This window comes from Maribacter chungangensis, from assembly GCF_042676845.1.
Classification (GTDB): domain Bacteria; phylum Bacteroidota; class Bacteroidia; order Flavobacteriales; family Flavobacteriaceae; genus Maribacter; species Maribacter chungangensis.
This window is the reverse complement of sequence record NZ_JBHTHY010000014.1, coordinates 527,547-550,527: the sequence shown is the minus strand read 5'-3', so window position 1 is coordinate 550,527 and position 22,981 is coordinate 527,547. Positions and strand designations below refer to the sequence as shown.

Genomic DNA, 22,981 nt, shown 5'->3' with positions numbered 1-22,981 from the left:
TTAAATTAGGGGAATCTTTAAAATCAATACGCATGAAAACAATCAAACTACTTTTCGGATATATGCTGATGGCGACCACTTTAGTTTCATGCTACTCGGAAGTCATTATAGAGGACCAGTTTATAGAACAATCAGCTTTTAACACCGATCAGGTGTTACAGTCTTTTGATCTTTGGTATGTAGATATTAATGAAACCCGAGGTAACGGGGAAGTTCCTTTTTTACAACGTGCCTTTACGGTTTCTTTTGATAGAGGCGTATTGGTAGCTAATAACAACATTGTTGGTATTGGTAAAACAGGGAACGGATTAGGAATAGATGTCGGTTTTTACAGCACCCTTAGAGGGGTGGTAGAAATAGACCATGATGTAGACGGACTATGGCTCTTGGAAGTGTATGCCTTGAACAACAACACGATAGAATTGTTGGACGTGCGTTCAAATACATCCTATGTCTTGCGTGGATTCCAAAGAAACAGGTTTGATTACGACATGGTGTTTTATGACAACATCAATTACTTTATGCAGGAATACGATGCTTGGGAAAAAGTATTTACCAGTGAGGAAGGCGCTTTGAACGATTTTGACGATGAAAACTTTTTACAGTTTTTGCCCACGTTTTTCCGGTCTTCTATAGATGCTCCCGGAACCCCTTTAAATGCCCTACGTTGGGATTTTGAAGGCGACTATCAAGTGTTCGATGTTGCCGGGGACGCCAGTTTAAAAACCTTGACCTTGGACTATGAATTTATGGGGAGTGATTATTTTGAACTTTATGTTATTAACGATAGTACCATAGAACTGTACCACCCGGATAGTGGAACTGTCTATGAGTTTAGGGGAAGGGGATACCAACAGTATCTGAAGTCTGCCAAAGGTTCGGAGGCAAAGAAAAGAACAAAATCGGACAACCCTATTATGGACGTAAAACGAAAAAGGAAATAAAAATAGTTTTAGGTTGGTTGGTAAAACCCGTTTTGGAGGAAACTTCAAGGCGGGTTTTTATATTTTTTAGAATGAAATAGTTTATTTACCCCATATTGCAGTCGCAGCTATGCTTTTGTTCCTAAAGTTATATACCATTAAAGCTATCGTAATTTATGCGGATGAGCTTGGATTCCTTACATGTTTCTCCTTAAATTTTGATGGGTTCTCCCCAACGATTCTTTTGAAACTTCTATTAAAGTAAGAAAGACTTTCAAATCCACAGGCAAAGCAGGTTTCAGTTACATTTTTCCCGGATAACAAATAACGTTTCGCCTGACTTACCCGGTATTGGTTCAAAAATTGTATAAACGTACTGCCCGTATTTTTCTTAAAATAACGACAAAATGCAGGCTTGGTAAGGTTGCAAAGGCCAGCCACTTCATCCAAGGTAATTTTACCTTCGTAACGTTCATCTATAAAGGCATAAATACTACGTAACCGTTTTTGCTCCTTGTCATTGTGCTTGTTCACAAAAGGGGTTTTATGCAACAGTTCAAATTCATTGCTGTTGGATAAACGTTTTAAAATGTTCATGACCGCCATAAAAAAAGCAAAAGGGTCCAGGGAGTGCAGTTCTTTTAACAGCGCACCTACTTCGGACTTTGTTGTTCCCGAGAAGGCGATGCCATATTTGGAGAGTTCCAATAACCGGTCTATTTGTTTTAATTCCGGCAGTGCGTCCAATACATCTTCCTTGAAATTAGGTTTAAGGTGAAGGACTTCTTTTCTGTATGGTGTTGTGACTCCATGATCAAAATTTAGATGAGGGATATTAGGGCCAATAAGTACCAAGTCGCTATCTTCAAATTGTGAAATATGATCGCCAACATGCCTTTTTGCACTTGCACCCTCAATGTATACAAGTTCCAGTTCCGGGTGAAAATGCCAATAAAAAAGATGGCTCAGTTTAGGGTCGTGCAAAAGCCTAAACGGACTCTTGCTAGCTGGCGTTATGGTTTCTAGGGCTATTTTCATACTGGGGAAATACTGGGGTTTCTGGAGTTGAACAACTGGACTTCAAACAAAATTAACATCAATATATGATAAAAATGATTGGCAATATCAATATAGTACAAATATATATCAATATCAAGGTGGTCTTTCCTTTTTGTTCATGCTAGTTTTGCTTTGTCGATAGGGACAATAACTTTAAATTATATACCATGGAAAATACGGAGAGAAAAATAGAAATGGCCAATACTGCCCATAAAGAAATTCCTGGGAATCCTTCTACCGCCACCAGTAGCAAGCAAGGATTGAACGACCGTTCCAATCAAAAATCGTTGCGTGTTTTAAGTGAGGACGATTGGCAATTTTGGATCCATAATGGTTATATCGTTATTAAAAATGCAGTGCCTGTGGAACAGGCAAAACAGACTGCCGATTTTCTTTGGGAGTTTGATGAAAAAGACCCTAACGACAAAACAACTTGGTATGCACCACCGCGGGCAGAAATGCAAATGAAGGAATTAACAGGTACCGGAATGGTAGAGGTGTACAACCATCAATATTTATGGAACAATAGACAAACACAGCGTGTTTACGACGCTTTTGTAGATGTTTGGGGAACTGAGGAATTATGGGTAACCATAGACCGGGCCAATCTTAATTTTCCGTTACCGCCCGGTGTAGCTAAAAAAGGTTTTATCCACTGGGATTATGACCCGGAAACACGACCACAAAATGTACAGGGCGTATTGGCTTTAGCGGATCAGGACGATGAAAACATGGGTGGTTTTCAATGTATTCCATGGCTGTACCGAAATTATGATAGCTGGAAGTTAACGCAACCGGAAGATAGGGACCGTTTTCAGCCAGACATCTCGGATTTGGAAGATAAAATAGTAAAGGTTAAAATGAATGCAGGGGATCTATTAATTTTTAACAGTACCGAACCCCATGGCATACGCCCTAATAAATCTAAGGACAAGGTACGCATAGCACAATATATTTCCATGATGCCGGCAGAGGAGGATAACAAGGCCTTAAAGGAATGGCGTATTAATTCTTGGAAAAATAGGGTGGCACCTGAAGGTTATGCTTTTCCCGGCGATCCAAGAAATTGGGAACAGACAAAATATGAAACTGCAAAATTATCGTCCTTGGGAGAGAAACTATTAGGATTAAAACCGTGGTAAAATGCTAAATCGTTAATAATCATCAGCTTTCTATGAGTCTCAACAAATAATCTTATTTTTGCGCCCTTAAATTCATAAGGCGTGCGCAAGTATTTTAATTTGTTCGATTTCAAACAAAAAGTAGATTATAAGACAGAGATCCTTTCTGGCCTTACTGTGGCTTTGGCTTTGGTGCCAGAGGCAATTGCCTTTGCTTTAATACCAGGCTTTTCTCCTTTAACAGGATTGTATGCCGCTTTTATTTTGGCATTGGTCACCTCCATTCTTGGTGGTAGGCCAGGCATGATTTCCGGAGCAACGGGGGCTGTAGCCGTCATATTCGTTGGATTGATATTGGAATTGAAACGAAATTTCCCCGGAATAGAGCCGGAAACTATTCTCAACTATGTCTTTGCAACCGTTATTTTAGCGGGAGTACTTCAAATATTGGCAGGCGTACTTCGCCTGGGCAAATTTATACGCTTGGTTCCGCATCCCGTAATGTTCGGTTTTGTGAACGGATTGGCAATCATCATTTTTATGGCGCAATTCCCTAATTTCTACCAGAAAGGGACAGAAGATTTGTTGAGCGGTAGCGCTATGTATGTGATGCTTGGCCTTACGCTATTGACCATGTTGATTATCTGGGGACTTCCTAAACTGACCAAAGCGGTACCTTCTTCCCTAGTTGCCATTATAGTCGTCTCGGGCATCGTTATAGGTTTCGGGGTCGAGACGTTAACGGTTGCAGATACCATGCGCGAGGGAGAATCCATCAAAGGTGGATTCCCTCCACTATCCATTCCACAGTTGCCGCTTACATGGGAAACGTTTAAAATTATTGTTCCTTATGCGGGTATTGTTGCAGGAGTTGGGCTAATAGAAAGCTTACTTACATTGAATATCATAGACGAAATTACGGATACCCGTGGTAGAAGCAACAAAGAGTGCGTAGCACAGGGAACCGCTAATATCCTTTCAGGTTTTTTATCCGGTATGGGTGGTTGTGCCATGATCGGTCAGAGTTTGATCAATACCTCTTCTGGTGCAAGGGCAAGATTGTCCGGAATTACTGCAGCCATCATGCTCTTGGTGTTTATCATGTTCGGGTCCAGTCTTATTGAGCAACTACCCATGGCAGCCTTGGTAGGGCTTATGTTCATGGTGGCCATTGGTACTTTTGAATGGGCCAGTTTCAAGACCTTTGGGAAGATGCCAAAATCCGATGTAGTGGTCATGGTCTTAGTTACATTGATTACTGCAATTACGCATAATCTAGCAATTGCTGTTCTTTTGGGTGTTATTATCTCTGCATTGGCCTATTCTTGGGAGAACGCCAAACGTATTCGGGCACGGAAGTTTGTAGATGATAATGGAGTAAAACATTATGAAATCTATGGCCCCTTATTTTTTGGCTCTACTACCTTGTTTACCGAAAAGTTCGATGTTCTTAACGACCCAGATGAGGTGATTATCGACTTTAAGGAAAGCCGTGTGGCAGACATGTCCGGTATAGAGGCCCTGAACAAGATAACGGAGCGCTATGCTAAAGTGGGCAAGAAGGTTCACTTACGTCATTTAAGCAAGGATTGTATTCGTTTATTGGCCAGTGCCGAGGACATTATAGATGTAAACGTAATGGAAGATCCTACCTATAAAGTAATGGTAGATAAGTTGTAAATACAGTTACTGAAGTCATATAAATTTTTTCCGTTAGCTAAAAAATTGCTCTTTTTCACTGCGCGCTGCAGCTGGCTCCACATTCAAAAGCAAAATTATTGGCTTTTGTTTCGGCCCTGTTTTTTTTCCTTCCGTAGCGATGCTATGCAACTCAAAAAAGTCTTCAAATGTTCAAAAAATCACTAATTTTCACTTGAACGCGAAAAGTTTAAACCAGTTCACTATTTAATACCAATTTAACTTCTAGATGTCGCATAAAACAAGTTTCTTTTTTACTCATTTGTCGTCATAAAATAGAACCATAGCCAATGCTATGCTTAGATTTCATTCCTAAACTGAGAAAAAAATAATTCAAATTTTCAATACGACATTCAAAACTAAAATTGGTATAAACATCCGATGCAGAGCAAAAATATTCCGAAGGCACCGATTAAAGCCCGAGCTAACAGGTAAATCTTGTTTCTCTGATGTAAACCGGCTTGTCTTCTTAATATTGTCCTTTATTTATACGTACATATTGATAAATTGTTTAAAACTGATTTAAGTGTCTTCTGCATATCGTTTTCTGATATCACTAAAACCAGTACATTTTCAAAGTAAACCCCTGTTGGCTTTAATTGCTTTCCTTGGTTATACGCTATTTTCCATAACGTAATTTAGTACTGTAGTGATAATAAAATAGTAAGATTGTTGCGTAATTTTTAGCTTAATACGCTTAAAATCTATTTATTTTGGGCAAAAGAATAGAAAAGGTATGAGTAAAAAAAAAGGTTTATGGATGGTTTGTGCGATTTTAGTTTTGAGTTGTCTAAGCAGTTGTAAAAATGAAAAAATGAATACATTATATGACCTATTTGTAGGCACCTATACCGATACGGATAGTGAGGGAATCTACAGATATACCTTTAATTCGGAAACCGGCGAACTTACCGAAAAGGCCTTAGCTGCTGCTACCCCTAACCCATCTTTTATAAAAATAGCACCGGATAAGAACTACTTGTACGCGGTAAACGAAACCGATACCGTGAACGGTAATAGCGGCGCGGTAACCGCTTTTAAGATTAATGGGAAACAATTGGCTCCTCTGAATACGGTGTCTAGTTATGGAGCACATCCATGCCACATAGGTATTTCGAAAGACGGGGGAATGGTAGCGATTTCTAATTATTCTGGAGGTACGATAAGTGTTTTTAAAACCGATGCTCATGGTAATCTGATAATACCAGAGGTAATAGACCATACACGCTTGGACAGTACTAAAACTTCGCATGCACATTCCGCCCTGTTTTTAAATGACAAGCTTTTTGTGGCCGATCTAGGTTTGGATAGGATAACAGCATATCCCTTTTTGGATGGAGGAATAGATGCTACACGAATAGAGGTACTCCAATTACCCGAAAAAGCAGGGCCAAGACATTTTGTGTTTAGTGATAATGCTATGTTTTTATACGTTATCAACGAACTGAATTCTACCATTACCGTTTATCAAAATACCGAAGACGGTAGTTACCATTTATTGGAGACGAAGTCTACGGTGGCCGATGATTTTAAAGGGGATAGTTATTGTGCCGATGTTCGCTTATCACCAGATGGAAAGTTTCTTTATGGTTCCAACAGGGGTGAAAATACCATTGTGGTTTTTGCAGTAGATCAAACATCGGGTAAACTATCGCTTATTGAAAGAGAAGACGTTCGTGGCGATTGGCCTCGCAATTTTAATATAGACCCTAGCGGTAATTTTTTGCTAGTAGCAAATCAGCGTAGTAATAATATTACGGTCTACAAAAGGGATAAGGAAAACGGTGGTTTAACATTTACCCATGAAATAGTTCTTCCTAGCCCAGTTTGCTTGGAGTTTTTACACTAGCCCAAACTATTTAAAAAAGCGACTGCCCTACGCTCTGTATATGTAAAGTTATCGACACCATGAAAACCAACATGGCCGCCATATTTAGGAATTTCTAGGTAAACGTTTTGGTTGTCTTCTGCCTCCTTTATTGGGTAACAAGCCTTACCTAAAAAAGAATCGTTTTTGGCATTTATAATTAAGGAAGGAACTTTAATTCCACCTAAAAATTGACGTGCACTGCACTGGGTATAGTAATCCATGGCATCTTTAAAACCATGTGCCTTACTGGTATATACATCGTCAAAATCTTTTAGGGTCTTTATTTTTTGGATATCGGCATCTAAAATTTTAGAAGGAAAAAGTTTTTGTTTGGCTTTTAGTTTTTCGATCAGATTCTTTTTAAACCGTACTGCGTAGGCTATGTTTTTAAAGGATAACAATTGGTGTAAGGAATCATCCAAACGGCACGGTACGGAAATGGCCACGGCACCTTTAAGTTCTGAAGGAACGGTATTTCCTTCGCCCAGATATTTTAGTAAAAGATTTCCACCAAGACTAAAACCTTTCAGGTATATTTTGCCGTATTCCTTGGTATTTAAAATATGGTCCAATATTGCCTTTAAATCTTCTGTGGCACCAGAGTGGTAGGAGCGATAGGTCGTGTTCGGTTCTCCGCTGCATCCTCTAAAGTTTACAGCGCAAACATCATGGCCACTTTCTGTTAAGGCTTTTGCACTGCCCAATATATAAGCGCGCTGTGCATTTCCTTCTAGGCCATGCAGCAGCACTGTTACACTGTTAGAGATTCTGTTGGAAAAGCTCCAATCCAGATTTAAAAAATCACCGTCGGGCAAATGTATTCTTTCCCGTTTTTGAACAAGACCGGTAACTTCTCTAAAAAGACCGGCGTATATGGTAGACAAGTGTCCGTTTTTAAAAAAGTGAGGGGGATTATAATCGGAGTTTACAAGTGGCATTTACTATGTGAAATTAAAAAACAAGAAACAAGAAACAAGAAACAAAACGAAATTTTGGACTTTAAAATCCTCTCCCAAGGAGAGGGGGCTTTGTCTTACTCGTCGTTAAGATATCTATTTGTTTTCAGCTTTTTTGTTTTTTGCGAACTTCGGATATACATACAAATCGTTACGTATTTTTTTTAAACCTTGAACCTAAAACCCTATTTCGGATAGGTATCCAAAAGCTTTATCTGCTCTTGAATCGCTTTTTTAAATTCGTTCTTCAGGCTGGTTACAAGTTCAGAAACAGGAGGGTTATTATCTATAAGCGCAGAGCCTTGACCAGCGGACCAAATCGTTTTCCAAGCCTTGGCCTCTGTATCCAGTTCTTTTCCAAAATCTATTTTAGTGTCCTTTTTAAGGTCTTCCTCTGTAATACCGGCAGCTTTTAAACTGGCTCCCAGAAAATTGGCATGTACCCCGGAAATGGAAGCCGTATACACTACATCACTGGCTCCGGCCTCAATGATCATTTTTCGGTATTCGGGCGATGCCTTGCTTTCTTCGGTATTTATAAAACGGGTGCCCATATAGGCTAGGTCGGCTCCCATTTGCATTGCGGATGCAATATCGCGACCGGTGCTTATACATCCGGAAAGTATAATGTTCTTGTGAAAGATTTTTTTTATTTCGGCCACCAAGGTCATTGGATTTATGGTGCCTGCATGTCCGCCAGCTCCCGCTGCCACTAAAATGAGTCCGTCTACACCGGCCTCCGCAGCTTTTTCCGCATGTCTTTTTTTGATGATATCATGAAAAACAATACCACCATAACTGTGAATGGCATCTACTACTGTAGATACTGCTCCTAAGGAGGTGATGATAATGGGAACTTTATGTTTTACGCAAAGCTTTACATCGGCCTCTAATCTGGGATTGGTAGCATGTACAATTAGATTTACACCAAAGGGAGCTGGTTTTTTGCCCGTTTCTTTCTCAAATTTTTCAAGTTCCGTTTTTATTTCGACCAACCACTCCTCAAAGCCTTCGCTCGTGCGCTGGTTTAAGGCCGGAAAGGTGCCAACTATTCCGTTTTTACAACATTCGATTACCAATTGGGGTCCCGAGATTAAAAACATAGGTGCTGCAATAGCCGGTAAGGAAAGTTCTTTGATAAAAGCCGGTTTGTTAGCCATAAGATTTAATTTGAAGTAAAATAAATAGAATTTAGGAGGATTGCCTTCTGTTCTTTCAAAACTATACTATTTTTACCAACCATTATGCGTGCGTAGCAAAAAAATAACCAATGTATTTAAAGGAATTTGAAATTAGATGGAGTGATGTTGATGCGAACCGTCATTTGGCAAACTCGGCTTATGTGAACTTTATGGGCCATACGAGAATGGCCTTTTTAATGGAAATGGGATTTGATCAAAGAGCGCTTGCAAAATTTAATATAGGCCCGGTGGTTTTTTATGAACATATCTATTATTTCAAAGAAGTATTTCTAGGTAAGCCCGTAAGCGTTTCCATGGAGATTATGGGCTTGAGCGAGGACGGAAAGTTTTTTGAATTCCATCATGATTTTTACGATTCAAAAGGTGAGAATTTTGCACACGGCGAAATGATGGGCTCCTGGATCGATTTGAAGACAAGAAAATTAACGGGATTAGACCCTATTTTTTTAAAGCGGTTCGAAGGTGTTGAAAAGTCAGATGGTTTTAAAATACTTACCAAGGAGGATACGCGTAGGTTTGCTAAAATTCCAAAGCATCTTAAAAAGTGAGCCATATTGGTTAGATAATCTCTATATTTAAAGGATGAAGGTCACTCCAACCATGTCGGTTCAGGACACATACCTGGCTATAAAGAATATGATTGCCTCCAAAGAACTTATAGGAGGCGAAAGGATAGTGTTCACTGCCCTTTGTGAAAAACTTGGCGCAAGTGCGAAAACAGTCAGGAAGGCGTTAAAACTGTTACAGGGCGATAGCTTGGTCATTGCCGTTCCCGAAGAGGGTTTAGTGGTCAGAAATTTTTCATACCAGGATATTTTGGAAATTTTCGATTGTAGAATTGCCTTGGAAACTATGGCGGTCAAAGCCTTTGCCCTGCATGCGGAACAGGCAAGAATTGATGATCTTCGTAATTTGTTGGTTCCTTTTGAGAAAGGCCCTTTAAGCGCTAAGGTTTTTCAGAAAATAAATTTTCATTTCCACGATATTATACTTGCCAATTGCCGAAATAGATATGTATATGAACTTTTTGATAAGGGGCATATTTGGCTGTGCATGGAGATTATAGGTCTTGAAAGATCCTTAAAAGAAATTCTGCAAGAGCATTTGGATATCGTAACCGCAATCCATAATAGAGACGCTGTAAAAGCGGTGCTACTAATGCGAAAACACTTAGAAAACTCCAAACAGGCTTTTATGGCCTAAACTATACCTTCTTTATTTTTAGGTTTCTTACTGGCCAAGTAAACACCCAATAATACAAGGCAGGCAGCAATGATCTTGACCGTTGTTAAGCGGTCTTGCCCAGTGCCAATAGCATAGCCAATACCTATTAAAGGTTGCACATAAACAAAAGCGCTCAACGTAGAAGCTTTAAGCTGGGTGAGTGCAAAAATGTTAAAAAGGTAGGTGCAGAACGTTGTTCCGATGATTACGAATACAATGCGCCACATCGCTTCCAAAGGAAGTTTGCTCCATGCTATTTCCGTAAATTCTTGATATCCAAAGGGCAAACAAATAAGGATGCCTAAAGTAAACAACCATTTCATAAATGTAAACGGATGGTATTTTTCAATTAAGGTCTTGGCCACAATTAAATAAGAACCATAAAAAACCGAATTCATTAGAATCAGAAAATTTCCCAAAGGAATATTTGGTGCGTCCTGGCGTATCTCCGAACCAAAAAGAATCAATCCTAAAGCCCCTACTAATCCTATACCTATTCCCAGAACCTTGCGACCAACGATCCTTTCCTTGATCACGATGGCCGATAAAATGAGTACTATGATGGGCGTTGTCGTAATAAGTACCGCGCTGTTTATAGGAGTGGACAGGGACAATCCCTTAAAGAAGACCAACATATTAAAACCCATTCCCAACAAAGCACACAGACCCAAGCGTAGGTAATCCTTTTTGTCTATTTTTTCTTTGGGACCCCAAAAGGAAATCAGCCAAAACAAGATAGCGGCTCCTAAGACGCGTAAAATTATAAAACCTAAAGGTTGCACATAGTTGGGCATGACCTCTTTTGCAATCGTATGGTTAACGCCATAGATTGTAGTGGCACCTATGGCCGCTAAAATAGCTAGGGTCCTTTTGTTCACGAGTGTATGACTTCCTTGGCCAAGGCAGTGGTTTTTTTGCTGTTGCCAATAAAAACAGTTTCGTCCAATACAATTACAGGGCGCTTTAAAAAGGTATAATGGTCTAAGATCAGGCTCTTGTAATCTTCCTCTCCCAAGTTTTGTTCATGAAGTCCACGTTGTCTGAACAGCATGGCTCTTTTGCTAAAAAGTGATGCGTAGCTATCCGTTAGTTTTCGCATTTCTTCCAATTGTTCCGGGGTTATGGGCTCGGTTTTAATATCCTGTAAAATAAACCCTTCTAAAGGTTGTAGTTCTCTTATAATGCGTTGGCAGGTAGAGCAACTACTAAGGTGGTATATTTTTTTCATTTTAAACTTTTAACATATATACCCTGCAAAGAAACTTAAATAATAGTATTTGTACTATTTTTAGCCTTCATTTAAATTTACTCGCATTGAAAAACGAATTGGGAATTACACTTCAGAACAGAAAAAACCTTTTGGCAATTTTAGAAAATACATCCAAAGAGGATTTGTTGCGCATACCAAAGGAATTCCGTAATAATATATGGTGGAATATTGCCCATGTAGTAGTTACCCAACAAATATTGGTTTACAAGTTTAGTGGCTTGCCTATGTTGGTTTCAGAAGAGTTGGTAGCCAAATTCATGAAAGGAACGGTTCCTGACGGGACTGCCACCGATGTTGAAATAGCACAGATTACCAAGGCTTTGGTGTCGACCATAGAGCGCACTCAGGAGGACTATGCAGCCGGACATTTTAAAGATTTTAAACCCTATACCACCAGTGCCAAGGTAACATTGAACAATGTACAGGATGCTATTAGTTTCAACAATTTTCACGAAGGTATACATCTAGGGTCTATTTTTGCCCTTAGAAAAATGCTTTAGACTTATTTTGGTTTTGGGACGTGGGCCAAATATTTTTGGAGTTCCGGGTAGGGGAAAGTAAGCACAATGGGGCCATCGGCATAGGAGGCAATTTCGTATTGCTCATAAAATAACTCTATACCTTTTTGGGTGTACCCTATATTTTGGGGAAGGTAAAAGGACCCGGTCTCGAACATAAATCCAGTACTGTTGATGTCACCTTTCTCAGGAATGCCTTCTTGTTTCCTAAATTTGGATTCGGCATATTCCTCAAAATCAGAAGTGTTCTTAAATAAGTTCTCGCCATCCAACGCTATGGCTTTTGTTTTGTTGAAATTTAAATAGTGTATGGTCTGGTAACCATGCGCTCCTCCTGTAAACAAGTAAGACTCCAACTTTATAGTAAGTACTGTATCGTCCTCGTAAGATATGGATCCGGTGATAGTGGCCTCCCAAGTCATAGGTTCGTCAACAAAAAGATGCTTTAAATCCGTATACCCCTTAGTAAAAGAATGCACGGCGCTTTCAATGTCCGTAGCATCATTTTCCTCATTAAAGTCTAACAGGTAAATGATTTCTTCCTTTATTGCATTGTTTACGACTTTATCGATCTTAGAATCTGCCAACGCTTTTGGTGCGGTAATTCTAATATTGGGACAGCCATCACAAGTATCCCCAAGATAGGTAATGTACTCAAACGCAAGTTTGTCATCTTTTTCACAGGAAAAAGCTAAAAGGACTAGAAAGAAAAAAATACGTCGGATTTTCATAAAGTAATATATATTGGGCAAAAATACAGCTTCATTGTATTCTCCAATGGATAACGATACATTTGTGTATAAGATTAATGGAAATGAAGGATAAGAATTTAAGGTTCAATAGTAAGACTATACATGGGGGCCAACAACCCGATAAAGGGTTCGGTGCCGTAATGCCGCCTATTTATCAAACTTCTACTTACGCACAAGCTACACCCGGGGGGCATAAGGGATATGCTTATTCCAGAAGTGCCAATCCTACCCGAACGGCATTGGAAAATTCCTTGGCCAGTATAGAAAACGGCACATACGGACTAGCATTTGGTAGTGGCATGGCCGCCATTGATGCCGTATTAAAATTATTGGAACCAGGAGATGAGGTGATTTCTACGAACGATTTATATGGAGGAAGTTATCGTTTGTTTAAACAGATATATGAAAATTTCGGAATCACTTTTCGTTTTGTTGGGATGCAAAATGTAAATGCTATTGAAGAATATCTGTCGGCAAAGACAAAGCTTATATGGGTAGAAACACCTACCAACCCAATGATGAACATTATAGATATCGAAGCAGTAGCTGAGCTTGCAAATAAGCATAATATCTTGCTGGCTGTAGATAATACCTTTGCTACCCCGTATTTACAGCAGCCTTTGGATTTGGGGGCGGATATTGTAATGCACTCCGCCACCAAGTATTTGGGAGGACATTCGGATGTAGTGTTGGGCGGTTTGGTAGTAAAGGACAAGGAGTTAGCGGACAAACTGTATTTTATACAAAATGCAAGTGGCGCAATATGTGGCCCCATGGACAGTTTTTTGGTACTAAGGGGAATTAAGACATTACATGTTCGTATGCAAAGGCATTGCGAGAACGGCAGGGTTATCGCGGAATATTTAGCAGACCATCCTAAGATAGATAAGGTATATTGGCCAGGATTCAAAGACCATCCAAACCATGCCATCGCTAAAAGGCAGATGAAGGATTTTGGCGGTATGATTTCTTTTGTGCCCAAAGGCAGTAGTTATGAGGCCGCTATTAAAATGGTAGAAAAACTAAAGATTTTTACCTTGGCAGAGTCTTTGGGAGGTGTGGAAAGTTTAGCGGGCCACCCGGCAAGTATGACGCATGGTAGTATCCCAAAAGAAGATCGTGAAAAAGTGGGTGTTGTAGATGCTTTGATTCGATTAAGTGTGGGTATTGAAGACGCGGCAGACCTTATTGCCGATCTGGAGCAGGCGATAGGCTCATAAGAGGTAAGGCGATTGAAAGGAAATATACAAGGATTTTTGTACTACACATTGCAGACTACCTTGGTCATAAGGAACCAATTTATCATTTTATAAAATAATCAATGGATAAATTATAATAATACTATAATTTTACCGATATATTTAGAATTCAACAATAAGAGATATCAAATAGTTTTATGGAAGAAAAAATAAAACAGTTCATGGATGAGGTAAGGACCCGTAACGGTCACGAGCCAGAATTCATACAAGCGGTGCAAGAAGTGGCCGAAACAGTAATTCCTTACATCGTAAAAAATGAAATTTACAATGAGAAGAATATTCTTCTTAGAATGGTAGAGCCAGAGCGACTTATCTCTTTTCGGGTGGCATGGTACGATGACCAAGGTAAAATCCATGTGAATCGCGGATACCGAATTCAAATGAACTCTGCCATAGGACCTTACAAAGGCGGGCTCCGCTTTCATCCTACGGTAAACGCCAGTATACTAAAGTTTTTGGCTTTTGAACAGGTATTCAAAAATAGTTTGACAACATTGCCTATGGGCGGCGGTAAAGGAGGTTCGGACTTTGACCCTAAAGGGAAATCTGACGATGAGGTCATGCGTTTTTGCCATGCTTTTATGTTAGAGCTTAATCGTCATATTGGTCCAAATACAGATGTTCCTGCCGGGGATATTGGAGTAGGGTCTAGGGAAATTGGCTTTCTTTTTGGAATGTACAAGAAAATTAGAAACGAGTTTACCGGCGTGCTTACCGGTAAAGGACGTTCTTGGGGCGGTTCTTTGATTCGCCCGGAGGCAACTGGTTATGGTACGGTATATTTTGCACAGAGTATGATGCAGACGAAGGGTATGGATTTTGAAGGAAAAAATGTTACGATTTCCGGATCAGGAAACGTCGCACAATTCGCTGCTGAGAAAGCTTTGCATCTCGGAGCCAAAGTGTTGACCTTATCCGACTCCCAAGGCTATATTTACGACAAGGATGGGGTCGATGAAGAAAAGTTGGCCTATGTAATGGATCTTAAAAATAACAAACGTGGTCGTATTTCGGAATATGCGGATAAATATAGTTCGGCAACTTTCCATAAAGGAGGAACACCATGGGACGTGAAATGTGATATTGCCTTACCATGTGCAACCCAAAATGAATTGGATGGTGAACACGCAAAGGTCTTGGTGAAAAATGGGTGTATTTGTGTTGCAGAGGGTGCTAACATGCCTTCTACACCCGAAGCTATACACGAATTCCACGAAGCTAAAGTTCTTTTTGCCCCAGGAAAGGCTTCTAATGCAGGTGGGGTGGCGACTTCTGGTTTAGAAATGTCACAAAATTCATTACGTATCAGCTGGACTCGCGAAGAAGTTGACGAAAGATTAAGAAAGATCATGTCGGATATTCATGAATCCTGCGTAGCGTATGGTATGGAGAAAGACGGATATTGCAATTATGTAAAAGGCGCAAATATAGCCGGGTTCGTTAAAGTAGCGGATGCCATGCTGGCTCAGGGGGTTATATAATAGTTCTGTTGACGACAAATACGGACCTGACAGGTTTTTAAATTCTGTCGGGTCTTTTTTATCTATTGGTATTAGGTGAAGTGTTTGGTTCAAAAATGTGCCTGATCCTGTTATCTTTGAACAACACAAATCTTGTTTATGCAAGTCACTACCAAGGCCATTGTACTTACTTCCTTAAAATATGGCGATACTAGCCTTATCGTAAAAATTTTTACATTATCGAACGGACTTAAATCCTATTTGTTAAAAGGTGTTTTGTCGGCTAAGAAAGGAAAGCTCAAAGCTGCCTATTTTCAGCCCTTAACACAATTGGAACTCGTTGCGAACCACCGGAATAAAGGAACCTTGGAAAGCATACGCGAAGTTAAAGTAAGCTATCATTACCTTACGTTGCACACTGAGGTCGCTAAAAATGCGGTCACACTTTTCTTAGCGGAAATGTTGGGGAACAGCATACATGAAGAGGAGGAAAACAAGGCACTTTTTAACTATCTGGAAGTTGCCTTGCAATGGTTGGACATGAATGACGATGTGGCTAATTTTCATCTTTATTTTTTAGTAGTGCTTACCAAGTATTTGGGTTTTTACCCCGATACGGATAACATAGATGCCGGTTACTTTGATCTTTTGGAAGGAGAATTTGTTTCCAAACCTTCATTAAACCCAATGATCAGCGGTCAAAGCCTGCTTTTTTTTAAGAAAATTTTAGGCACAAATTTTGATACTTTGGGTAGTATTAAAATGAGAAAGAATAATCGTCAAGAATTGTTGAAGTCCATTGTCCTTTTTTACGAACTGCATTTACAGGGATTCAGGAAACCTAGGTCACTTGCCATTCTAAATGAAGTTTTTATCTAACATGTATAGAAGTAGTCTCTTTTTCTTTTTTATTTTCGTGATGGTCGCTAGATCACAGCAAATAGCTGTTCTAGATGCCGATACCGGAGATGCTATTTCTAATGTGGCCATCTATAATTCCGACAAATCTAAAGTTGCACTTACCGATTTTGATGGTTTTTTTGATATAGCGATATTCTCAAAAAACGAACGTATTACAATAAAACATATAAGTTACGAGCTGTTAAAAACGTCTAAGTCCCAAATCCTTAAACAAGGGAGAAAGGCATTTTTAGTGATGCGGCCGGAGCAGTTGGACGAAGTGGTGATGTCGGTGTCCAAATGGGAACAGCAGAAGAAGGATATTCCCAATAAAATTGCTACGATAACCGCTAGGGATATTGCTTTTACTGCGCCACAAACCTCGGCGGACCTTTTGCAAAATACGGGTAAAGTTTTTGTTCAGAAAAGCCAATTGAGTGGTGGAAGCCCAATGATCAGGGGTTTTTCTACCAACAGGCTGGTGTTGTCCGTTGATGGGGTTCGAATGAACAATGCTATTTTTAGGGGAGGTAATTTGCAGAACGTAATTTCCATAGACCCTTTTACCATAAAGAACACCGAGATCATTTTTGGCCCTGGGTCTGTCATTTACGGTAGCGACGCCATTGGTGGCGTCATGAATTTTTACACCCAAGTACCTGAATTAAGCGAAAATGATAGTCTTAATGTGTATGGCGGTGCCAATTATAGATTTTCCTCCGCCAGTTTGGAAAATACGCTTAACGCAAAGGTGGGCTTGGGAAAAAAGAAATGGGCTTCATTAACGAGTTTCACATTCAACAGTTTTCAGGATTTGGTCATGGGAAGCCATGGCCCGGATTCCTATCTAAGAAATTCCTTTGTGAGAACGGTTAACGGAGAAGATCTTCTAGTGGCCAACGATAAGCCCAGAAAACAAGTTTCAACAGGATACGACCAAATTAATTTTATGCAAAAAGTTCGGTTCAGGCCAAATGCAAAATGGGATGTGCGGTCGGGTATCTTTTATTCGGAAACTACAGAGTATCCAAGGTATGATAGATTGATACGTCCTACTGGCGATGGTACCGGACTGCGTTCCGCAGTTTGGTTTTATGGACCTCAAAAATGGTTTATGGGTAATGTGCAGTTAAATAAAAAAGGAAACGGTAAGTTTTATGATGGCTTAAAGATAACTAGTGCTTATCAACGTTTTGAGGAAAGCAGGAACAACAGGGATTTTCAAGATGTGAATTTGAACAGTACCAAAGAAAAGGTGGACGCTTTTAACTTTAATATCGATTTGGAAGATAAAAAGATGGGCGACTTTAGACTGTATTACGGTGGAGAATACATCTTTAATCGCGTACATTCCGAAGCTCAAAACAGGAACGTTCGTACGGATGTAATCACGGATGCACCAACAAGGTATCCGGACGGCTCCTCATGGGAAAGCTTGGCGGGCTATGTGAACAGTGAATATAGGACCAAGCCCAACTTTACATTAATGTCTGGGTTAAGGTATAGCCATGTATGGATAGATGCTGTTTTTGACCAAACGTTTTACACTTTTCCTTTTGATGATACCAACTTAAGCACTGGCGCATTAACGGGAAGTTTGGGTTTTAGTTGGTTTCCAAAGGCAGATCTGCAGGTTACCTTTAATGGCTCTACCGGGTTCAGGGCGCCTAATATAGATGATGTCGGAAAAATATTCGATTCCGAACCAGGTGCGGTAGTGGTGCCTAATCCAAATTTAGAACCGGAATATGCGTATAATGTAGAGTTGGGAATACAAAAGAATTTAGGGGACAAATTGGTGTTGAAAGGCGCTACCTACTATACCTATTTGGTGGACGCATTGGTGAGAAGGGATTTTTCTTTTAACGGAAATACCGAACTTATTTACCAAGGCGAGTTGAGTAACGTGCAGGCCATACAAAATGCGGCCAAGGCTTATGTGTACGGTTTTGAGTTTGGAATGGACGCATTCTTATCGGATAATTGGTCCCTATCCTCAAATCTTACCATAACCGAAGGGATAGAAGAAGAAGCGGACGGGACAGATACCCCTGCAAGACACGCCGCACCAACCTTTGGCGACTTTCATTTGATATGGAAAAATCAGAAATTTAGGGCAAATGTATTTTTGAACTATAACGGGGAACTAGCGTTTAACGATTTAGCGGTCTCCGAAATATCCAAGGATTTTATGTACGCTAAAGACCGAAATGGGAATCCCTATTCCCCATCTTGGTATACCCTAAACTGCAGGTCTCAGTATACCATTGGTGCCAACCTAGTGGCTTCCGTAAACTTGGAAAACATCACGAATCAGCTTTATCGTACATATTCTTCCGGAATTGCGGCACCGGGCAGGAACCTTATATTAGGTATTTCATATAATTTTTAAATAAAAAAAGCCCGATTTAATCGGGCCTCTTATCTTTAGTTGTGGAATGGGCTTAGTTCTTGACCGCGTCCTTAACTTCTTTTGCTTTGTTCGATACCTTGTCAGCAGCATCTTTAGCTGCATCTTTTACATCGGTACCGGCTTCCTTAGCTTTGTTTATGGCATCCGCACCTACTTCTTTTGCACCTTCAATAGCATCGGAACCAGCTTCTTTCGCTTTGTCCATGGCATCGGAACCAGCTTCTTTAGCCTTGTCCATGGCATCGGAACCAGCTTCTTTGGCACCATCGATAGCATCAGCGCCTGCCTCTGTTGCACTGTCTACTGCTTCTCCAGCCGCATCCATTGCGCTTTCGCCAACTTCTTTTAAATCTTCTCCGGCAGCTTCTACTGCTTCACCTGCTTGTTCTGCCGCGTCTTTTGCCTTGTCTGCTGTTTCCCTACAAGAAACAAAAGAAATACTCAAAGCCAACATAAGTACTGAACCTAAAATTACTTTTCTCATGTGTGTTAATTTATTTAGTGTTTATTTAAATCGTGAGATATACGCATATAATCTGCTTTTGGACGTCAACCTTAAAATTTATAGGTATTATTTATTTTAATTAATTGATTATCAGTACTATGTATTTGAATTAATTTTTCAACATCCTAAAATTATGGTAATTGAACCCTAAGCTTTTACCCTATTTTCTGTTTATATAGGTGCGCATATTCAAAAAGAAAGGCAATGGATCGCTTTATTAAAATATGGGTTTCTAACTTGATATCTAGGTGCTACGGATTTGTTTTGATGTATCCAGGTAAAAACTATATACAAAAAGAGTGGCGATATGCCGAGAACAATTTATATATTTTGAACAAGGCTTCGGGGCTTAAATTTCCCAAAACAATTCAGGTAGTATTATAATATGTAATCCTACCTGCTTATTTAGTAAATTTGCAACCTTAAATTAGTGACCTAGAAGTATTTCTTATGAAGTTTGCAGAATATAAAGGATTGGATTTACCCAAAGTAGCCGAGGAAGTGCTGTCTTATTGGAAATCCAATACAATTTTTGATAAAAGTATTTCTTCCCGTGAGGGTAAGGAAAACTATGTCTTTTTTGAGGGTCCACCTTCCGCCAATGGAATGCCGGGCATACATCATGTTATGGCACGTACCATAAAGGATATTTTTCCTAGGTACAAAACTATGAAAGGGTTTCAGGTAAAACGAAAGGCCGGTTGGGACACGCACGGACTTCCAATAGAATTGGGTGTTGAAAAGGAACTGGGAATTACCAAAGAGGATATTGGCACTAAAATTTCCGTTGAGGAGTACAACGCGGCCTGCAAAAAAGCCGTAATGCGGTATACGGATGTTTGGAACGCGATGACCGAACAGGTGGGCTATTGGGTAGATATGGACGATCCATATATTACCTACAAGTCCAAATATATGGAGTCCGTTTGGTGGTTGTTAAAGGAGATTTACGATAAAGGACTTATTTACAAAGGCTATACCATACAGCCTTATTCTCCTAAAGCGGGGACAGGATTGAGTTCTCATGAGCTCAACCAGCCCGGAACGTACCAAGATGTTACGGATACCACCGTTACCGCACAATTTAAGGCAATAGAAGAAACCTTGCCCGCTTTTTTACAGAACGAGGGGACCATATATTTCTTGGCCTGGACGACCACACCTTGGACGTTACCCTCTAATACAGCACTAACCGTAGGTCCCAAAATAGACTACGTACTTGTAGAAACGTATAATCAATACACGTTTGAACCTATGAATGTCATTCTTGCCAAAAACTTGGTAGGGAAACAATTTTCGGGTAAGTTTTTTGAAGTGGATGCAAAATCTGGCTTACTGGATTATGCTGGAGGTGATAAAAAGATTCCGTTCTTTCTTGTGAAGGAGTTTAAAGGCAAAGATCTTATCAATATAAAATACGAACAGCTTATAGATTATGTGCTGCCCTACGAAAATGCCGAAAATGCGTTTAGGGTAATTACCGGTGATTTTGTAACGACCGAAGATGGTACAGGTATCGTTCATACGGCCCCAACATTTGGTGCGGATGATGCTTTGGTCGCCAAGCAGGCCGTTCCCGAAATACCGCCTATGTTGGTCTTGGACGAGAATGGCAATACGGTTCCCTTGGTAGATCTACAAGGAAAATTTAGACCGGAGTTAAAGGAGTTTGGCGGCAAGTATGTTAAAAATGAATATTACGAAGAGGGTGAAGCTCCGGAAAGGTCTATAGACGTTGAAATCGCCATTAAGTTAAAAGAGGAGAATAAGGCCTTTAAGGTAGAAAAGTACGTACACAGCTACCCCAATTGCTGGCGCACAGATAAGCCTATTTTGTATTATCCGCTAGATTCTTGGTTTATTAAGATTACCGATGTCAAGGACCGTATGTTCGAGTTGAACCAGACCATTAACTGGAAGCCTAAATCTACCGGAGACGGTAGGTTCGGAAATTGGTTGGCAAATGCGAACGATTGGAACTTGTCCCGATCTAGGTACTGGGGTATTCCCTTGCCTATATGGAGAACCGAAGATGGTACCGAACAGATTATGATAGGTTCGGTTGCAGAACTAAAGGCCGAAATGCAAAAAGCGGTAAGGGCCGGAGTTTTGGAAAAGGATATTTTCGAGGACTTTGTAGTGGGCGATATGTCCGATGACAACTACGATAAAATCGATTTACATAAAAATATAGTAGACCGCATTACCTTGGTGTCCCCTTCCGGGAAACCAATGAAACGTGAGGCCGATCTAATAGATGTTTGGTTCGATAGTGGTTCTATGCCCTATGCCCAATGGCATTACCCTTTTGAAAATAAAGAGTTGATCGATAAGGGAGAAGCCTTTCCGGCAGATTTTATTGCAGAGGGCGTAGATCAGACCCGTGGCTGGTTCTATACACTTCATGCAATAGGTACCATGGTATTTGATTCTGTGGCCTATAAAAATGTAGTTTCCAACGGACTTGTGCTGGATAAGGAAGGTAAAAAAATGTCCAAACGTTTGGGCAATGCCGTGGATCCTTTTGAAACAATGGACCAACATGGTGCGGATGCCACCAGATGGTACATGATCAGCAATGCCAATCCTTGGGACAATTTAAAATTTGATACGGAAGGTATCGTTGAGGTTAAGAGAAAGTTCTTCGGCACCCTTTACAATACCTATTCGTTTTTTGCGCTATATGCGAATATAGATGCCTTTGCTTTTGATGAGGATTCCGTTCCAGTTACGGAACGAACAGAGATCGATAGATGGGTTTTATCCGAATTGAATTCGTTGATTAAGGAAGTAGATGAAGCATACGCCGATTATGAACCTACGAAAGCAACTAGAGCCATTTCAAATTTCGTACAGGAAAACCTAAGCAATTGGTATGTGCGTTTGTGCAGAAGACGTTTCTGGAAGGGCGATTATGGGAAAGATAAGATAGCGGCCTACCAAACCTTATATACTTGTTTGGCCACCGTGGCAAAATTGTCCGCTCCCGTTGCACCGTTTTTTATGGATCGGTTGTATCGTGATTTGATAGCCGCCACAAAAGCCGAGCCTTTTGAGAGCGTACATCTGGCAGATTTTCCCATAGCGGATGTTTCGTTGATAGACAAAGGTTTAGAGGCTAAGATGAACAAGGCACAAATTATTTCTTCCTTGGTTCTTTCTATTCGTCAAAAAGAGAAAATAAAGGTGAGACAGCCTTTACAGAAAATAATGATTCCAATCTTGGACGAACAGGATAGAATAGATATTCTTGCCGTTTCGGATCTAATAAAATCAGAGGTGAACGTAAAGGAAATTCAGCTTTTGGATGATGCATCCGGTGTTTTGGTTAAACGCATCAAGCCTAATTTTAAGACTTTAGGGCCAAAATACGGGAAGGATATGAAGTTGGTGGCAGCAGCTGTAACCAAATTCACACAGGAAGATATCCAAAAAATTGAACAGGAGGGCGAAATATCTATCCAAATAGAAAATAAAAATAGTATTTTACAGTTACAGGATGTAGAAATAAGTTCACAGGATATAGAAGGTTGGTTGGTTGCAAGTTCCGGTAAAATAACGGTAGCACTAGATATTACGATTAACGACGACCTAAGAAAAGAAGGGGTTGCTAGGGAATTGGTAAACCGCATACAGAACCTAAGAAAAGAATCCGGTTTTGAGGTTACGGATAAAATTGTGATTAATTTACAAAAAGACGGCTTTGTAGAACAGGCGGTAACCAGTAATTTAGCATATATAAAAACAGAGACGCTAACAGCAGAACTTAATTTAGAGGATAGCGTAGAAAATGGCACTGAAATTGCTTTTGACGAAGTGAAAACGAAATTGTTTATTGTAAAACATTAAAA

Annotated in this window: 19 protein-coding genes; 12 read left to right on the top strand and 7 right to left on the bottom strand. The window is 40.0% G+C overall.

Features of this window, described 5'->3' with window-relative positions; translation table 11 throughout:
• Positions 1–32 precede the first annotated feature (32 nt).
• Complete coding sequence (locus ACFQZJ_RS16635) at positions 33–944, top strand: nicotinic acid mononucleotide adenyltransferase (protein ID WP_379936009.1); 912 nt, start codon at positions 33–35, stop codon at positions 942–944.
• A gap of 153 nt (positions 945–1,097) precedes the next feature.
• Here the strand turns inward: ACFQZJ_RS16635 and ACFQZJ_RS16630 are convergent, their stop codons facing one another.
• A complete protein-coding gene (locus ACFQZJ_RS16630) occupies positions 1,098–1,961 on the bottom strand; it encodes an AraC family transcriptional regulator (protein WP_379936008.1) in 864 nt (287 codons plus the stop codon).
• 188 nt (positions 1,962–2,149) lie between these two features.
• Here ACFQZJ_RS16630 and ACFQZJ_RS16625 point away from each other — a divergent pair, with 188 nt between their 5' ends.
• From ACFQZJ_RS16625 to ACFQZJ_RS16615, 3 genes are all read left to right on the top strand, one after another.
• On the top strand, positions 2,150–3,124 hold the full coding sequence (locus tag ACFQZJ_RS16625; protein ID WP_379936007.1) for a phytanoyl-CoA dioxygenase family protein: 975 nt from the start codon (positions 2,150–2,152) through the stop codon (positions 3,122–3,124).
• 81 nt (positions 3,125–3,205) lie between these two features.
• Positions 3,206–4,783: a SulP family inorganic anion transporter gene (locus tag ACFQZJ_RS16620; protein ID WP_379936006.1), complete on the top strand. Its 1,578-nt coding sequence runs from the start codon at positions 3,206–3,208 to the stop codon at positions 4,781–4,783.
• 832 nt (positions 4,784–5,615) lie between these two features.
• Positions 5,616–6,650: a lactonase family protein gene (locus tag ACFQZJ_RS16615; protein WP_379936005.1), complete on the top strand. Its 1,035-nt coding sequence runs from the start codon at positions 5,616–5,618 to the stop codon at positions 6,648–6,650.
• Here ACFQZJ_RS16615 and ACFQZJ_RS16610 read toward each other — a convergent pair.
• Positions 6,647–7,609, bottom strand: a complete 963-nt coding sequence (locus tag ACFQZJ_RS16610; protein WP_379936004.1) for a YheT family hydrolase — start codon at positions 7,607–7,609, stop codon at positions 6,647–6,649. The genes ACFQZJ_RS16615 and ACFQZJ_RS16610 overlap by 4 nt on opposite strands.
• A gap of 203 nt (positions 7,610–7,812) precedes the next feature.
• Positions 7,813–8,787 carry an NAD(P)H-dependent flavin oxidoreductase gene (locus tag ACFQZJ_RS16605; protein WP_379936003.1) on the bottom strand — a complete coding sequence of 325 codons (975 nt, stop codon included), beginning with the start codon at positions 8,785–8,787 and terminating at the stop codon, positions 7,813–7,815.
• A 110-nt stretch (positions 8,788–8,897) separates the two neighbouring features.
• On the opposite strand from ACFQZJ_RS16605, the gene ACFQZJ_RS16600 reads away from it, so the two are divergent.
• Positions 8,898–9,377, top strand: coding sequence for an acyl-CoA thioesterase (locus ACFQZJ_RS16600; RefSeq protein ID WP_379936002.1), 480 nt, complete (start codon positions 8,898–8,900; stop codon positions 9,375–9,377).
• A gap of 34 nt (positions 9,378–9,411) precedes the next feature.
• Positions 9,412–10,032, top strand: a complete 621-nt coding sequence (locus ACFQZJ_RS16595; protein WP_379936001.1) for a GntR family transcriptional regulator — start codon at positions 9,412–9,414, stop codon at positions 10,030–10,032.
• Here the strand turns inward: ACFQZJ_RS16595 and ACFQZJ_RS16590 are convergent.
• Both ACFQZJ_RS16590 and ACFQZJ_RS16585 read right to left on the bottom strand, forming a co-directional pair.
• On the bottom strand, positions 10,029–10,931 hold the full coding sequence (locus tag ACFQZJ_RS16590) for a DMT family transporter (RefSeq protein WP_379936000.1): 903 nt from the start codon (positions 10,929–10,931) through the stop codon (positions 10,029–10,031). The genes ACFQZJ_RS16595 and ACFQZJ_RS16590 overlap by 4 nt on opposite strands.
• Complete coding sequence (locus tag ACFQZJ_RS16585; RefSeq protein ID WP_379935999.1) at positions 10,928–11,281, bottom strand: arsenate reductase family protein; 354 nt, start codon at positions 11,279–11,281, stop codon at positions 10,928–10,930. Before ACFQZJ_RS16585 ends, ACFQZJ_RS16590 begins: the two co-directional genes overlap by 4 nt.
• Before the next feature lie 86 nt (positions 11,282–11,367).
• Between ACFQZJ_RS16585 and ACFQZJ_RS16580 the strand changes: the two genes are divergently transcribed.
• The gene (locus ACFQZJ_RS16580; RefSeq protein WP_379935998.1) at positions 11,368–11,823 is read left to right on the top strand and encodes a DinB family protein; all 456 of its coding nucleotides are present in this window, start codon (positions 11,368–11,370) and stop codon (positions 11,821–11,823) included.
• A gap of 2 nt (positions 11,824–11,825) precedes the next feature.
• Here the strand turns inward: ACFQZJ_RS16580 and ACFQZJ_RS16575 are convergent, their stop codons facing one another.
• Positions 11,826–12,572, bottom strand: a complete 747-nt coding sequence (locus tag ACFQZJ_RS16575) for a DUF3298 and DUF4163 domain-containing protein (RefSeq protein WP_379935997.1) — start codon at positions 12,570–12,572, stop codon at positions 11,826–11,828.
• A gap of 83 nt (positions 12,573–12,655) precedes the next feature.
• Here ACFQZJ_RS16575 and ACFQZJ_RS16570 point away from each other — a divergent pair, with 83 nt between their 5' ends.
• From ACFQZJ_RS16570 to ACFQZJ_RS16555, 4 genes are all read left to right on the top strand, one after another.
• Positions 12,656–13,813, top strand: coding sequence for a cystathionine gamma-synthase (locus ACFQZJ_RS16570; protein WP_379935996.1), 1,158 nt, complete (start codon positions 12,656–12,658; stop codon positions 13,811–13,813).
• 176 nt (positions 13,814–13,989) lie between these two features.
• The gene (gene gdhA / locus ACFQZJ_RS16565; RefSeq protein WP_379935995.1) at positions 13,990–15,333 is read left to right on the top strand and encodes an NADP-specific glutamate dehydrogenase; all 1,344 of its coding nucleotides are present in this window, start codon (positions 13,990–13,992) and stop codon (positions 15,331–15,333) included.
• Positions 15,334–15,471: 138 nt separating this feature from the next.
• A complete protein-coding gene (gene recO / locus ACFQZJ_RS16560) occupies positions 15,472–16,191 on the top strand; it encodes a DNA repair protein RecO (protein ID WP_379935994.1) in 720 nt (239 codons plus the stop codon).
• Positions 16,175–18,604 (top strand): TonB-dependent receptor, encoded by a 2,430-nt coding sequence (locus ACFQZJ_RS16555; RefSeq protein WP_379935993.1) that lies wholly within the window; start codon positions 16,175–16,177, stop codon positions 18,602–18,604. Before recO ends, ACFQZJ_RS16555 begins: the two co-directional genes overlap by 17 nt.
• Positions 18,605–18,656: 52 nt before the next feature.
• On the opposite strand, the gene ACFQZJ_RS16550 is transcribed toward ACFQZJ_RS16555, so the two are convergent.
• A complete protein-coding gene (locus tag ACFQZJ_RS16550; RefSeq protein ID WP_379935992.1) occupies positions 18,657–19,109 on the bottom strand; it encodes a hypothetical protein in 453 nt (150 codons plus the stop codon).
• Positions 19,110–19,580: 471 nt separating this feature from the next.
• On the opposite strand from ACFQZJ_RS16550, the gene ileS reads away from it, so the two are divergent.
• A complete protein-coding gene (ileS, locus tag ACFQZJ_RS16545; protein WP_379935991.1) occupies positions 19,581–22,979 on the top strand; it encodes an isoleucine--tRNA ligase in 3,399 nt (1,132 codons plus the stop codon).
• Positions 22,980–22,981 lie beyond the last annotated feature (2 nt).

What these genes read in the sequence shown, in the direction of transcription:
- ACFQZJ_RS16635 (WP_379936009.1), top strand. Translation starts at nt 33, where the DNA reads ATGAAAACAATCAAACTACTTTTCGGATATATGCTGATGGCGACCACT.
- ACFQZJ_RS16605 (WP_379936003.1), bottom strand. Translation starts at nt 8,787, where the DNA reads ATGGCTAACAAACCGGCTTTTATCAAAGAACTTTCCTTACCGGCTATT.
- ACFQZJ_RS16550 (WP_379935992.1), bottom strand. Translation starts at nt 19,109, where the DNA reads ATGAGAAAAGTAATTTTAGGTTCAGTACTTATGTTGGCTTTGAGTATT.
- ACFQZJ_RS16610 (WP_379936004.1), bottom strand. Translation starts at nt 7,609, where the DNA reads ATGCCACTTGTAAACTCCGATTATAATCCCCCTCACTTTTTTAAAAAC.
- ACFQZJ_RS16615 (WP_379936005.1), top strand. Translation starts at nt 5,616, where the DNA reads ATGAATACATTATATGACCTATTTGTAGGCACCTATACCGATACGGAT.
- ACFQZJ_RS16570 (WP_379935996.1), top strand. Translation starts at nt 12,656, where the DNA reads ATGAAGGATAAGAATTTAAGGTTCAATAGTAAGACTATACATGGGGGC.
- gdhA (WP_379935995.1), top strand. Translation starts at nt 13,990, where the DNA reads ATGGAAGAAAAAATAAAACAGTTCATGGATGAGGTAAGGACCCGTAAC.
- ACFQZJ_RS16555 (WP_379935993.1), top strand. Translation starts at nt 16,175, where the DNA reads ATGAAGTTTTTATCTAACATGTATAGAAGTAGTCTCTTTTTCTTTTTT.
- ACFQZJ_RS16575 (WP_379935997.1), bottom strand. Translation starts at nt 12,572, where the DNA reads ATGAAAATCCGACGTATTTTTTTCTTTCTAGTCCTTTTAGCTTTTTCC.
- ACFQZJ_RS16600 (WP_379936002.1), top strand. Translation starts at nt 8,898, where the DNA reads ATGTATTTAAAGGAATTTGAAATTAGATGGAGTGATGTTGATGCGAAC.
- ileS (WP_379935991.1), top strand. Translation starts at nt 19,581, where the DNA reads ATGAAGTTTGCAGAATATAAAGGATTGGATTTACCCAAAGTAGCCGAG.
- ACFQZJ_RS16595 (WP_379936001.1), top strand. Translation starts at nt 9,412, where the DNA reads ATGAAGGTCACTCCAACCATGTCGGTTCAGGACACATACCTGGCTATA.
- ACFQZJ_RS16630 (WP_379936008.1), bottom strand. Translation starts at nt 1,961, where the DNA reads ATGAAAATAGCCCTAGAAACCATAACGCCAGCTAGCAAGAGTCCGTTT.
- ACFQZJ_RS16585 (WP_379935999.1), bottom strand. Translation starts at nt 11,281, where the DNA reads ATGAAAAAAATATACCACCTTAGTAGTTGCTCTACCTGCCAACGCATT.
- recO (WP_379935994.1), top strand. Translation starts at nt 15,472, where the DNA reads ATGCAAGTCACTACCAAGGCCATTGTACTTACTTCCTTAAAATATGGC.
- ACFQZJ_RS16625 (WP_379936007.1), top strand. Translation starts at nt 2,150, where the DNA reads ATGGAAAATACGGAGAGAAAAATAGAAATGGCCAATACTGCCCATAAA.